Origin of the sequence: Klebsiella variicola, from assembly GCF_000828055.2 — a bacterium.
Classification (GTDB): Bacteria; Pseudomonadota; Gammaproteobacteria; order Enterobacterales; family Enterobacteriaceae; genus Klebsiella; species Klebsiella variicola.
The window spans coordinates 1,182,601-1,196,447 of record NZ_CP010523.2 but is presented as its reverse complement, the minus strand read 5'-3'; the positions used below and the strand labels follow the sequence as shown (position 1 = coordinate 1,196,447).

The 13,847-nt window shown below is 59.2% G+C and carries 10 protein-coding genes; 6 read left to right on the top strand and 4 right to left on the bottom strand.

All coding sequences use genetic code 11. The features are described from left to right. Nucleotides 1–14 precede the first annotated feature (14 nt). Nucleotides 15–587, top strand: a complete 573-nt coding sequence (locus SP68_RS05720) for a flavin reductase family protein (RefSeq protein ID WP_022065759.1) — start codon at nucleotides 15–17, stop codon at nucleotides 585–587. Between the two features lie 19 nt (nucleotides 588–606). Here the strand turns inward: SP68_RS05720 and SP68_RS05715 are convergent, their stop codons facing one another. Beyond that, entirely contained in the window at nucleotides 607–960 is a 354-nt protein-coding gene (locus tag SP68_RS05715; RefSeq protein WP_048268071.1) for a helix-turn-helix domain-containing protein, read from the bottom strand. Between the two features lie 333 nt (nucleotides 961–1,293). On the opposite strand from SP68_RS05715, the gene oqxA reads away from it, so the two are divergent. After that, nucleotides 1,294–2,469: a multidrug efflux RND transporter periplasmic adaptor subunit OqxA gene (gene oqxA / locus SP68_RS05710; RefSeq protein ID WP_012967413.1), complete on the top strand. Its 1,176-nt coding sequence runs from the start codon at nucleotides 1,294–1,296 to the stop codon at nucleotides 2,467–2,469. Between the two features lie 23 nt (nucleotides 2,470–2,492). Then, entirely contained in the window at nucleotides 2,493–5,645 is a 3,153-nt protein-coding gene (locus tag SP68_RS05705) for a multidrug efflux RND transporter permease subunit OqxB9 (RefSeq protein ID WP_012967412.1), read from the top strand. Between the two features lie 67 nt (nucleotides 5,646–5,712). On the opposite strand, the gene SP68_RS05700 is transcribed toward SP68_RS05705, so the two are convergent. The 3 genes from SP68_RS05700 to SP68_RS05690 all read right to left on the bottom strand — a co-directional run bounded on the left by SP68_RS05700 (nucleotide 5,713) and on the right by SP68_RS05690 (nucleotide 10,829). Continuing rightward, entirely contained in the window at nucleotides 5,713–6,192 is a 480-nt protein-coding gene (locus SP68_RS05700) for an efflux pump transcriptional repressor OqxR (protein ID WP_008806108.1), read from the bottom strand. 188 nt (nucleotides 6,193–6,380) lie between these two features. Then, nucleotides 6,381–9,269 (bottom strand): C1 family peptidase, encoded by a 2,889-nt coding sequence (locus tag SP68_RS05695; RefSeq protein WP_022065760.1) that lies wholly within the window; start codon nucleotides 9,267–9,269, stop codon nucleotides 6,381–6,383. Nucleotides 9,270–9,917: 648 nt separating this feature from the next. Beyond that, complete coding sequence (locus SP68_RS05690) at nucleotides 9,918–10,829, bottom strand: LysR family transcriptional regulator (RefSeq protein ID WP_002914199.1); 912 nt, start codon at nucleotides 10,827–10,829, stop codon at nucleotides 9,918–9,920. A 115-nt stretch (nucleotides 10,830–10,944) separates the two neighbouring features. Between SP68_RS05690 and speB the strand changes: the two genes are divergently transcribed. Genes speB through SP68_RS05675 form a run of 3 tightly spaced genes read left to right on the top strand, consistent with a single transcriptional unit; the run spans nucleotide 10,945 to nucleotide 13,833 of the window. Next, the gene (gene speB, locus SP68_RS05685; RefSeq protein ID WP_004145693.1) at nucleotides 10,945–11,895 is read left to right on the top strand and encodes an agmatinase; all 951 of its coding nucleotides are present in this window, start codon (nucleotides 10,945–10,947) and stop codon (nucleotides 11,893–11,895) included. Between the two features lie 10 nt (nucleotides 11,896–11,905). Next, nucleotides 11,906–12,769: a sugar phosphate isomerase/epimerase family protein gene (locus tag SP68_RS05680; protein ID WP_012540818.1), complete on the top strand. Its 864-nt coding sequence runs from the start codon at nucleotides 11,906–11,908 to the stop codon at nucleotides 12,767–12,769. Beyond that, nucleotides 12,766–13,833, top strand: coding sequence for an isopenicillin N synthase family dioxygenase (locus tag SP68_RS05675; protein WP_032755320.1), 1,068 nt, complete (start codon nucleotides 12,766–12,768; stop codon nucleotides 13,831–13,833). The genes SP68_RS05680 and SP68_RS05675 overlap by 4 nt, the downstream gene beginning before the upstream one ends. Nucleotides 13,834–13,847 lie beyond the last annotated feature (14 nt).

Below are 13,847 nucleotides of genomic sequence, written 5' to 3'. Positions count from 1 at the left end.
ATAAAGGAAAAACCATGTCCGTTCAGCCTGTCGAATTAAGTAAGGCCTATCGTTTATTGCAGGTCGGGTCCACCACCATGATTTCCGCAAAATATGATGGCGTCGAAAATGTCATGTCAGCCGCCTGGGTTGGGCTGGCAGGCGAGCGAAAAGTGGTGGCCTATATCGGCCCCCAGGCCTTCACTCGTCAGCTGGTGGAAAAGAGCGGCTATTTCGTGGTGCAGATCCCCGTAGTCAGCCAGATGGCAACCGTCCTCTACGCTGGCGGGCGCAGCTATGCCGACGCGCCGGATAAAAATGACTCCATCCCCTTCATTTATCAGCCGGGGTTCGACATCCCCCTCGTGGCAGGCTGCGCGGGCTGGCTGGTGTGCAAAGTGATGCCCTACCCGGACATTCAGCAACAGCACAATCTGTTTATGGGCGATATCGTCGCCGCCTGGAGCGATGATCGGGTATTCCGTAACGGACACTGGATTTTTGATGATGCGCCGGACGAGCTGCGGACCGTTCACTATGTCGCAGGCGGGCAGTTCTATGCCATCGGCAAAGGCAGCAAATTTGATCATGGACCGGGTCAGGACTGATCCTCCCCGGTCATGAAGATCACTGACGAGATGCCTGCCCTGCAGAGCGGCTGATACTCCGGCGCCAGACGCCGGGCGCCTGGCCATACTGGCGCTTGAAGCTGCGGTTGAAGGACTGCTGGGAGTCAAAGCCGAGGGCGATCGCCACGTTGAGGATCGGCTCGTTGCTGTGGGCTAAGCGTTCGACCGACTTTTGCAGCTTTTGCGCCCGAATATATTCTCCGAGGGGCTGCCCGGTATGTTCTTTGAAGATCCGCTGCAGGTGCCACTTCGAATAGCCGGATCGTCGGGCAACGGTGTCAATATCCAGACGGCTATCAAGATGGTTGTCGATCCAGTCGATCAGATCCTGAATGATGGCGCCAGTGTTCATCATGTTACCTCCGCGCAGCCGGTTAAAAGCATCTTTGTCAGTTGCATTTAAAGGTGGCCTGTTTTTACACAAAATGCAAGTTTTATTGTTACATTTAAATCCACGCCGGGATCGCGGTTTTTGTCTCCCCCCTGGACCGCACATAAAGTGCAACAATTATTCTTGCACTTAGTTAAGCGCCTTCCTACAATCGCCGCGATAGTGTATTCGAAATTGTTACAGTTTTGTGGCGATGATCGACACAAATGGCCTTAAGCCAGCCCGGACAAAGGAAGTGGCGCGGCCTCTCACGCTGCGTCTTGCCCGGCGGCTACAATTACCGGAATAAAAATAATGAGCCTGCAAAAAACCTGGGGAAACATTCACCTGACCGCGCTCGGCGCGATGATGCTCTCCTTTCTGCTCGTCGGCTGCGACAACAGCGTCGCGCAAAACGCCGCGCCTCCCGCCCCGACGGTCAGCGCCGCTAAGGTGCTGGTGAAGTCGATCAGTCAGTGGGATAGTTTTAACGGTCGCATTGAAGCGGTGGAGAGCGTTCAGCTTCGCCCTCGCGTCTCGGGATACATTGATAAAGTGAATTACACCGACGGTCAGGAGGTGAAAAAGGGCCAGGTGCTGTTCACGATAGATGACAGAACCTATCGCGCCGCGCTGGAGCAGGCGCAGGCGACGCTGGCGAGAGCCAAAACGCAGGCCAGCCTGGCGCAAAGCGAGGCGAACCGCACCGATAAATTAGTCCATACCAATCTTGTCTCCCGTGAAGAGTGGGAGCAGCGCCGGTCAGCCGCGGTTCAGGCGCAGGCTGATATTCGCGCCGCGCAGGCGGCGGTGGATGCCGCGCAGCTTAACCTCGACTTCACCAAAGTGACCGCCCCTATTGACGGCCGCGCCAGCCGGGCGCTGATCACCAGCGGTAACCTGGTCACCGCGGGCGACACCGCCAGCGTGCTCACCACTCTGGTCTCGCAGAAGACGGTGTACGTCTACTTTGACGTCGACGAGTCAACCTACCTCCACTATCAAAACCTCGCCCGCCGTGGGCAAGGGGCGTCCAGCGATAATCAGGCGCTCCCGGTGGAGATTGGCCTGGTTGGCGAGGAGGGTTACCCCCATCAGGGCAAAGTGGATTTTCTTGATAATCAGTTAACGCCGAGTACCGGCACCATCCGCATGCGCGCGCTGCTGGATAACTCGCAGCGTCTGTTCACACCGGGGCTGTTTGCCCGCGTGCGTCTGCCGGGCAGCGCGGAGTTCCAGGCTACGCTGATCGACGACAAAGCGGTACTGACCGATCAGGACCGTAAATACGTCTATATCGTTGATAAAGATGGTAAAGCACAGCGACGCGATATTACCCCGGGGCGTCTGGCAGACGGTTTACGCATCGTTCAGAAGGGGCTGAACCCTGGGGATAGCGTCATCGTCGACGGGTTACAAAAAGTGTTTATGCCGGGTATGCCGGTGAATGCCAAAACCGTTGCCATGACCACCAGCGCCGCCCTCAACTGATCCCTAATCAGAGAATCCAACACATGGACTTTTCCCGCTTTTTTATCGACAGGCCGATTTTCGCCGCGGTGCTGTCGATTTTAATTTTTATCACCGGGTTAATCGCTATCCCGCTGCTGCCGGTGAGCGAATATCCGGACGTCGTCCCGCCGAGCGTCCAGGTGCGCGCGGAGTATCCCGGCGCCAACCCGAAAGTGATTGCCGAGACCGTGGCGACGCCGCTGGAGGAAGCGATCAACGGCGTTGAAAACATGATGTACATGAAATCGGTCGCTGGCTCCGACGGCGTGCTGGTCACCACCGTCACCTTCCGCCCGGGTACCGACCCGGATCAGGCGCAGGTTCAGGTGCAGAACCGGGTCGCGCAGGCGGAAGCGCGTCTGCCGGAGGATGTACGCCGTCTGGGCATCACCACCCAGAAACAGTCTCCGACGCTGACCCTGGTGGTGCATCTGTTTTCGCCAAACGGTAAGTACGACTCGCTGTATATGCGCAACTACGCCACGCTGAAAGTGAAGGATGAGCTGGCGCGCCTGCCCGGCGTCGGCCAGATCCAGATTTTTGGCTCCGGTGAATATGCGATGCGCGTCTGGCTGGATCCCAATAAGGTCGCGGCCCGCGGTCTGACAGCCTCGGATGTGGTGACGGCGATGCAGGAGCAAAACGTCCAGGTGTCTGCCGGACAGCTTGGCGCCGAGCCGCTGCCGCAGGAGAGCGATTTCCTGATCTCCATTAACGCCCAGGGCCGTCTGCATACCGAAGAAGAGTTTGGCAATATCATTCTGAAAACGGCGCAGGACGGCTCGCTGGTCCGCCTGCGCGACGTGGCGCGCATCGAGATGGGTTCCGGCAGCTATGCGCTGCGTTCCCAGCTCAACAATAAGGATGCGGTCGGGATCGGTATCTTCCAGTCGCCGGGGGCTAACGCCATCGATCTGTCGAACGCGGTACGCGCCAAAATGGCCGAGCTGGCCACCCGCTTCCCGGAAGATATGAAATGGGCGGCGCCGTACGACCCGACGGTTTTCGTGCGCGACTCCATCCGCGCGGTGGTGCAGACGCTGCTGGAAGCAGTGGTGCTGGTGGTGCTGGTGGTGATCCTGTTCCTGCAGACCTGGCGCGCGTCGATTATCCCATTGATCGCCGTGCCGGTATCGGTGGTGGGTACCTTCAGCATTCTCTATCTGCTGGGCTTCTCGCTGAATACCCTGAGCCTGTTCGGGCTGGTACTGGCTATCGGTATCGTGGTGGACGACGCCATCGTGGTGGTGGAGAACGTTGAGCGTAATATCGAAGAGGGGCTTGCGCCGCTTGCCGCGGCGCATCAGGCGATGCGTGAGGTCTCCGGGCCGATTATCGCCATTGCGCTGGTGCTGTGTGCGGTGTTCGTGCCGATGGCGTTTCTCTCCGGGGTCACCGGCCAGTTCTACAAACAGTTTGCGGTGACCATCGCCATCTCGACGGTGATCTCGGCCATCAACTCGCTGACGCTCTCCCCGGCGCTGGCGGCCCTGCTGTTAAAGCCGCACGGTGCGAAGAAAGACCTCCCTACCCGGCTGATCGATCGTCTGTTTGGCTGGATTTTCCGTCCGTTTAACCGCTTTTTCCTGCGCAGCTCGAACGGCTATCAGGGACTGGTGAGCAAAACCCTCGGACGCCGTGGCGCGGTGTTTGTGGTGTATCTGCTGCTGCTCTGCGCCGCTGGGGTGATGTTTAAAGTCGTCCCCGGCGGGTTTATTCCCACCCAGGATAAGCTGTATCTCATTGGCGGCGTGAAGATGCCGGAAGGGTCGTCGCTGGCGCGCACCGACGCGGTGATCCGCAAAATGAGCGAGATCGGGATGAATACCGAAGGGGTCGATTATGCGGTCGCTTTCCCGGGGCTTAATGCGCTGCAGTTCACCAACACGCCGAATACCGGGACGGTCTTTTTTGGCCTGAAACCGTTCGACCAGCGCAAACACACGGCGGCGGAAATTAATGCGGAGATCAACGCCAAAATCGCGCAAATCCAGCAGGGCTTTGGCTTCTCCATCCTGCCGCCGCCGATTTTAGGACTGGGTCAGGGTTCCGGCTACTCCCTGTACATCCAGGATCGCGGTGGGCTGGGCTATGGCGCGCTGCAAAGCGCGGTGAATGCGATGTCCGGGGCGATTATGCAGACGCCAGGGATGCACTTCCCGATCTCGACTTACCAGGCTAACGTGCCGCAGCTGGACGTGCAGGTCGATCGCGATAAGGCGAAAGCGCAGGGGGTGTCGCTAACCGATCTGTTCGGCACGCTGCAGACCTATCTCGGCTCGTCTTATGTCAATGACTTTAACCAGTTCGGGCGTACCTGGCGCGTGATGGCCCAGGCCGATGGGCCATTCCGCGAGAGCGTGGAAGATATTGCTAATCTGCGCACCCGCAATAATCAGGGCGAAATGGTGCCGATCGGCAGTATGGTGAATATCAGTACCACCTACGGGCCGGATCCGGTGATCCGCTACAACGGTTATCCAGCGGCGGACCTGATTGGCGATGCCGATCCGCGGGTCCTCTCTTCTTCACAGGCGATGACGCATCTGGAGGAGCTGTCGAAGCAGATCCTGCCGAATGGGATGAATATTGAGTGGACGGATCTCAGCTTCCAGCAGGCCACCCAGGGCAACACGGCTCTGATCGTCTTCCCGGTGGCGGTGCTGCTGGCGTTCCTCGTGCTGGCCGCTCTGTATGAAAGCTGGACCCTGCCGCTGGCGGTGATCCTTATCGTACCGATGACGATGCTCTCCGCGCTGTTTGGCGTCTGGCTGACCGGGGGCGATAACAACGTCTTCGTGCAGGTGGGTCTGGTGGTCCTGATGGGCCTGGCCTGTAAAAACGCCATTCTGATCGTCGAGTTTGCCCGCGAGCTGGAGATCCAGGGGAAAGGCATCATGGAAGCGGCGCTGGAGGCATGCCGCCTGCGTCTGCGCCCGATCGTGATGACCTCCATCGCCTTTATCGCCGGGACCATTCCGCTGATCCTCGGCCACGGTGCAGGAGCGGAAGTCCGCGGTGTCACCGGGATCACGGTGTTCTCCGGGATGCTGGGCGTGACGCTGTTTGGTCTGTTCCTGACGCCGGTGTTTTACGTGACGCTGCGGAAACTGGTGACCCGCAGGAAGCCGGTCCAGGAGGATCTGCCCGCCTAGCCTGCAGCAGATAACAAAAAACCGCCTTCACATTTGAAGGCGGTTTTTTTTCGTCACCAGAAAATGATTAATGCGCTTTTTTAAAGCGGGCGATCATTTCCGGCACCGGGTCGCAGCCGCTGCTATCGCCATTTTTGACCGCCTCCAGCGCGCTGGCCACGGTGTGACGAGCAAGGACGTTTAGCGAAGCCTGCTCTGCTTCATCGGCAATCGATTTGAAGTACCAACAGGCGTTGGCGCTGACCACGCAGCGAGCCGGAACTTCAGGACGCGACGCCCACAGCTTTTTATCTTCAATAACCGAAAGATAGATATCACGCAGGGTGATCTTGTCCGCCGGGCGGCCAAGATGAATAGAGCCGTTGCGGCCAAGCGTGGAGACGATGATGCCGTCACGAGTAAGCGGAACCATTAGTTTACGGATAAAGCTCGGGTTCGCTTCCAGGCCGTAGGCCAGAATCGCACTCGTCGAACGTTCACCCATCTGCTCCGCCATTGCTACGCTGAGAACCATCTGCAAAGCTGTCGGGAAGCGGTAATCTAACATGGTATTGTCCTGGGTTGCGGTGAATCTTGTTCTTTTTGGCACCGCAGAGGTGAATAATCAATGAACAACAATATAACAAATACGGGAATTTTTTTGAAGCAATCTGCGGTTAGCCTGCGAAGTAAATTTTCTGATTTCACGGGCAAAGGCTGCCGGATGACAAACCCGGCAACCACATACCGTGCCATCTAAAAACCGCGAAGATCATCCACCGGTACGTTCAGCTGGTTATTCTCAACAATGCGTTGCAGGGTCAGGCTGATCACGTCAATGTTGTTATCGAAACTGCCGTGGGAAGCATCGATCATCACGCCTGGGCCGCCACGGACCTTATCGATATCAATGATGTTGGTTCGGCCGCGCTTTTCCAGCCCCGCCTCAGCCGCAGCATGACGCCAGTTACGCAATGCTTCCCCGGTGCTCGACGAACCGTCCCAACCTGAGTAGTTTTTATCGTGTATCTTGTCCATTCCCAGCAGCGGTGTTCGCCGATCCCCTTCTAACGCGTTGGAGACGAAATAGAGGAGCGACTTGCGATAAATAGCTGCCACATTGTCGGCTCGTTCAATGCGATCGGACAAGATATGGAGATACATACGTTTCATCAGCAATTCATGCGGGGCATAGTGTCGGTTGGCAAACTGTACCGTACATGCCGGCGCATAGAGATGCGCAGACTTGAGAGCGTCACCCAGGCCGCGGGATGACAACAGATCGACGAAATGGCCGAGAATAATACTGCCCGCCGAGTGACCAATTATATGAATTTCAAGCGCTTTCCCCCAGGTTTCCACTAACTTTTGCAGGGCCGTCACCAGCAGATCGCCTGCGCGTCCTGAAACGCAACTAAATTCAGCGTTCTCCTTCATTTCGCTCCACAGAGGCTTCGCGGCCGGCCGACCAATAGTTTCCTCAATCAGCAGATCGGAAGCCTCAGTCAATGCCTCACGCACGCCACCCGCGCGCGAGGGTTCACGGCGAAAATGGTCGGAGAAGATATCGCCAATGGACTCCAGGATCCCTGTTTTCCACACCAGAAAGAGTGGATAGCAATCGTTGCCAGTGAAATAACGTCCCATCGCCCGCGCCCGCGCAATCGACCCCGCCTCATTGTTGAGCCCGCCATGCGCATAAATTACTAAGCGTTTAGTCTCTGCGTGTTGTAAGCGAAACCAACGATCGGGCAATACGCATCCCTGATACATCAGCGTACGCGTCATCTCGTCCTGGGTCAGGTAGCGGTCCACCCGACCATCGTTGCCGATAACAATACTGTGCTGATAGGCCGTGGTTTCGTCCCACCACTGCGGGTGATTACCCGCGGCGGCCTGTGTGGCAAGGGCTGGCGAACCCGTTGCAAGCTGCCCTGGCACCACGCCGGGCACGCCCAGCGCCGCCACCCAGGCATCCATCGCGTTGGTCAGCCAGTCGGCATAACTCAGTACCGCGAAGCCACCGCATCCCCACTCTGTACCCCAGGAGTTTTGTACGATAAACCCGTCGCGGTTAAACCCAACCAGAGCAAACGCATGACCGCCCGTTTTAGTAGGCTTGCCATTGAACGCGATGACCGCCAGCGAGTCATGATTGGTGGGCGCCTTTTTCGCTGTCGGGACCGTCTGCCAGCCCTCATGGGTAAAGGCGGAAACGTAGATAGCCCCCACGTCATGGATGGCGGCCTGCATATCGGTAATATTTTTGATATCAATACGATAGTAGACCCCCAGCGTCGTATTCACCGCGCGCTCTGCGTATCCGTATTGCGGCGGGATATTTTCCTGCTCCCGGTAAGGCCAGTCAGACTCCAGACACACGCCGTGATGGAACCACCCTTTAAGCGCACCACGGCAGCTCGAACCGTCATAATCTTCCCCGGCGTATTCGTCGTATCGCCGGGCAAAGTTGTAAAGCATGCGGGGGCTCACTGAATCGAGTTTTTTCGGGAAACCAGCTTTACGCCAGCGCAAATAGTTCACCACGCAGGCTAAGCCAAAACCCGTGCAGGCGCCTTCCCGCCCCTGATCGAGGATCAGCTGCGCCTGGGTGTAGACGGTCAGTAGCGTGGCGATATCCTTATCAACCGGAAAGCGGTCCGGTAGGCTCACCGGCGGCGGCGTATAGGTACGATCGCGCAGATCAAGCGGATCCTTCGACGCATTGAGAACCGGTCCCTCTGCCGGGGCCGCGATCGCGGCGGCGCCCGCCTGCTGTCTGGCCCCTCTGCCAGCTCCCGCGCCCTGAATCTGGCTGGTCTGCTGCATAACCGCTGGCAAGACCGCTGCAAGCGTGAAGACTTTTTTGAAACTATCCAGCCCGTGCGCCCCGCCATTCACCAGCCTGCGCGCTTTCCGATAGTCGGGGGGCGTGGCTGTCAGGGCCGCGGTTAACGCCTCTCGACGATCGCCGAGGAACATCGCCAACAGTACCGCCGCCACCTCGGGTGCATTAGCTAAATCGGGAGAGCCGATAATGTCCACACCTATGCGGGAAGCATATTTCTGGTAGTTCGACCGCCCCGTAAGCTGTACGAAACCACGTCCGCGAAACCTGGCGCCATCGCCAGGGTTGATGTTACCAAGATTCTTGCCTTTGTCGGTCCCTGCGTCGTAGGCGCTGAACGCCGGCAGCCCTGGCAGCATGTTGAACTGCGAGGGATATTCGGAAATCGGCACGAAGCCTTCGGTCTCCGCGCGGATGGTCCCCAGGGCGGCCAGGATCAACGGGATCGTCGTGAGTCCTTCGCTGGTTAACGCTGCCGCGACGTACGGCAGATAGCGCAGCACATTGGATGGTTTGGTGGCGGGGAATAAATGCTGCACCTCATCTGCCCGCAGCGCAAACGCAGGCAGCTTGATAAGCGCCAACAGGCTCTGGCAATAGGGACCGACGACGCCATCGGCGATGATGCCGATATTCGACTGCCAGTGTCGGACCGCCGAGGCGAGCGTGGCATCGAACGTGTCGCTATTCGACGGCAATGCAAACATCTTCGCATCCGCCCCCAGCGTTTTCGCCAGACGCTCGCGTAACTGGACAACCTCCGGGCCGGATGAGCCCTGCAACAGCAATTTAACCATGACAATAATCCTCGAAAAGCGATGACCGTGCGGCGATATTGATATAGGCCGCAGTACGCAACATGACGTTGAGCTGTCCTTGTGAAATGAGGCTGACAAGTGGTATTGCTTCAGGCTGCAAAGCGACCCGGCGGCCGCGGATGATATCCCTCGACAAAGATGGCGCGTGTCGCCCTCTCGTTTGAGGCGGGCAAACTTCGTCTGGGCAGGCGTTCCGGCATGCTCGTATGAGTATAGGAGAAGCGTAACGGCACCCGAGGATTTATTACTGGTTGAAATCTGGCACGGGTCAGCCGTTGACGGGCGGTTCAGGAGACATCATTCTCTCCCCGTTCGCCAACTATCCGCTGCCATAACGGCAGCGGATCCTGCGGGATTTGTCTGGCGCTGATCTGCCTGCACAAACTCTCCACCATCGCGATTGCGGAAAAAACCATTAAAGCGAATCGCTAACGACTGCGCTGCCCGGCGACCTGTCCACACCAGCGGCGCCTAACCCTGTGGATAACCTGGAGGCAGTTGCCTGGCAGCCGCAGCCCGGGCGGGCTACCGGCTGCTGTTCGTTTTTTAAACAGGAGAAATGCCACCGCCGGGCTGCGCGCTGAGCGCCAGAGCCACCACCGCGGCGGAGGGAAGCCCCTACCCCACTCAGTAATTCCACTTCGGCCGCGCCACCGTGTTTTTCTTCAACAGGTCGCGGAACGCTTTCAGGTAGGGCTCATTGCTGCGCCCGCGCTTACAGATAGCCGAGAACGGTGACTGAAAGCCAAACTCGTTGGGCAGCAGCACCCGCAGGCGGTTCTCTTTGATCCACGGCCAGGCGTAATGCTCCGGCAGATAGCCAATATATTTCCCCGAGAGGATCAGCAGCAGCTGGGCGTCGACGGTCTCGACGGTGGCGCTGCCTTTGCTGAAGCCCCGGCGGCGCAGGTCGCTGGTGTTCCAGTAGCTGCGGGTCACCAGCGGGCACTGGCTGATCTGCTCTTTATCCAGCTGACGGCTGAAGAACATCGGGTGCAGATCGCTGCAGTAGAGCCAGTGCTGTTCGCGGTACAGCGGCTCGCTGATGATGTTATGCACCTGCGAGTTGTAGCTGCCGATGGCCAGGTCGATATGGTTGTTCAGCACGCCGTTCAGTTGCTCCGCCGGGGTGCGGATAATCAGTTTGATATGCACATGGGGAAATTTGTCGCTGAAGCTGCGCAGAACCACCGGCAGCGAAAGCGCCGTTTCGGTCTCGATGGAGTCGAGCGTCGAGATGCACAGGGTGCCGCTGTGCTCCCCTTTGAGCAACGCCGACTGCCGCTCCAGCTCATTGAGTTCGCTCAGCACGCGGATCGCCTGCTGTAAAAACTGCTGACCTTTCTCAGTCAGAGAAAAGCCGCCGCGCCCGCGCTGGCAGAGGGTAAAGCCAAGCTGTCCCTCCAGCTGCGACATGGCATTGCTGATGGCGGAGACCGAAATGCCCAGCTCCTGCTGGGCCCGGCTATAGCTCTCCAGGCGGGCCACCGCCTCGAAAACCTGCAGCTGTCGAATATTAAGGCTGGCGTCGTGATGCATCGTATTTAGTTCACCAATAAATGAACTGAGTATTTACGTCAGACGATGTAAAGTCCAGCGCGGGTTGCGCACTATCTCTCCTGTTACGTTTCATCCGTCAGATTCAGGAGCAGACATGGATAACCTCTTTCACCAACCGCAGGGTGGCAATGAGATGCCACGCTTCGCCGGCCGCGCCACAATGATGCGCCTGCCGTTTATCGAAGATTTACAGGGACTTGATGCGGCATTTGTCGGCATTCCGCTGGATATCGGCACCTCGCAGCGCTCAGGTACGCGCTACGGACCGCGCTATATTCGCGCCGAATCGGTGATGATCCGTCCGTACAATATGGCAACCGGCGCCGCGCCGTTCGACTCGCTGTCGGTGGCCGACATCGGCGATGTGCCGATCAATACCTACAGCCTGCTCAAATCGGTGCAAATTATCGAAGATTACTACACCGGTTTGAATAGTTATCCGCTGATCCCGCTAACCCTCGGCGGGGACCACACCATTACCCTGCCGATCCTGCGGGCGCTGACCAAAAAACATGGTCCGGTGGGGCTCATCCACGTCGACGCCCATACCGATACCAATGATGAGATGTTCGGAGAGAAAATCGCCCACGGCACCACCTTCCGCCGCGCCGTTGAGGAGGGACTGCTCGACCTCAAACGGGTGGTGCAGATTGGCCAGCGCGCCCAGGGCTATGCCGCCGGCGACTTCCAGTGGGGCGTTGACCAGGGCTTTCGCCTGGTGCAGGCGGAGCAGTGCTGGCATACCTCGCTGGCGCCACTGATGGCCGAAGTCCGCCAGCAGATGGGCGACGGGCCGGTGTATCTCAGCTTTGATATCGACAGCCTCGATCCCATCTGGGCCCCGGGAACCGGGACGCCGGAAGTCGGCGGCCTGACCTCCATTCAGGCGCTGGAGATCGTCCGCGGCTGCCGCGGCCTGAACCTGATTGGCGCCGATCTGGTCGAGGTCTCGCCCCCCTACGACGTGAGTGGTAATACCTCCCAGCTGGCGGCCAACCTGCTGTACGAGATGCTCTGCGTCCTGCCCGGCGTGAAGTACGCCTGAGGAAGCCGCCATGGAGCTGAAATGCTTTCGCACCCTCTGGGGAGTCACCACCCCCTGGTCGCAAACGCTGGATGAGCTGCAGCGCGTCGGCTGCTGCGGTATCGAAGCCCGCGTGCCGTTAACGGTGGCCGAACGGCGGGAGCTCGCCGACCGCCTGCAGGCGTCGGGGCTGGAGTATATCGCCATTCTTTTCAGCGGCGGCGGAGTGCTCCCCGCCCAGCATGAAACGCCGGAGCAGCATCTGGCGCGCCTGCAGACCCGCTTCGCCGAGGCCAGCAGCCTCAACCCGCGCTTTGTCAATCTGCTGGCGGGCAACGATCGCTGGCCGCTGGCGCAGCAGGTCGATTTTCTCGGCAAGGCGCACGAGCTGGCCGCCGGGTTTGGTTTGACCTGCAGCTTTGAAACCCATCGCGCCACCTCGCTGTACAGCCCGTGGCTCACGCTGGAGATTATTCAGCAGCTCCCCCAGTTGCGCTTTACCGCCGACATCAGCCACTGGGTGGTGGTCAGCGAGCGCCTGCTGGATGACCCCTGCGATGACTTCAGCGCCTTTATCGACCGCGTGCATCACGTGCAGGCCCGGGTGGGCTACGACCAGGGGCCGCAGGTGCCGCACCCGGCGGCGCCGGAGTATCAGCCGGCGCTGGCTTTTGCCGAGCGCTTCTGGCAGCAGGTCTGGCATTCACAGCGCCAGCGCGGCTACCCGCAGACCACGCTGACCCCGGAGTTTGGCGCCGACGGCTATCTGCACCATCTGCCGTTCACCAACGTTCCGGTGGCCGACCTCTGGTCGCTCAACGCCTGGATGGCCGCGCGCCAGCAGGCCCACTTTCAGCAGTTTTTAACGCTCACTGAACAGGAACCGCAGCCATGACCGCCGTGAAGCACGCTTTTACTGAACTCCCGACCATCGATATCCGCGATCTGGCCGGCGACGATCTCGCCAGGCGCCAGGCGGTGGCCGACGCCATCGGCCGCGCGGCGCGCGAGGTGGGCTTTTTCTACATCACTGGCCACGGCATCGACCCGGCGCTGATCGCCGGCGTCCGCGAGGCGGCGAAGCAGATCTTCGCCCTGCCGATGGAGGAGAAGATGAACTATTACATCGGCCACTCCAAAAGCCATAAGGGCTACGTTCCGGAAGGAGAAGAGATCTACGGCTCCGGCAAGCCGGACCATAAAGAGGCTTTCGATATCGGCTTCCAGGCAGCGGATGACCATCCGCTGGTGCTCGCCGGCACGCCGCTGATCGGCGCCAATGAGTGGCCCGATCTGCCGGATTTCCGCGCGCGGGTGCTGGCCTACTACGACGCAGTCTTCGCCCTCGGCCACCGTCTGTTCGACGCTTTCGCCCTCGCGCTCGGCCTGCCGGAAGGGTATTTCAAACCGATGGTGACCTGCCCGCCGGCCAAGCTGCGGCTGATCCATTACCCGTTCGACGCCAGCGTCGAAGATGTTCCCGGAATTGGTGCACACACCGACTATGAGTGCTTCACCCTGCTGCTCGCCGACCAGCCCGGCCTTGAAGTCCTCAATGAAGAAAGCGTGTGGATCGATGCACCTCCCGTCAAGAACGCCGCCGGAGAAGAGGCGTTCGTGATCAATATCGGCGACATGCTGGAAGTGCTCAGCGCTGGCACATTTGTTGCTACAGCCCACCGGGTGCGCAAAGTGCCGCAGGAGCGGTACTCCTTCCCGCTGTTTTTCGCCTGCGATTACCACACGCTGATCCGCCCGCTGCCGACCTTCCTCGCCGCCGGCGAAGCCGGTGAATATCAGGCGCTCAGCATCGGGGAGCATATGTGGAGCCAGGCGCTGCAAACCTATCGCTACCTGCGCGAGAAGGTCAATCGCGGTGAACTTCAGCTACCGGAGCGCGCGCGCGGCACCAATACCTTTGGCCATTTGAAAAAACAGGCACAGCAAAAAAACCCCTAACCACCCGTGAGGAA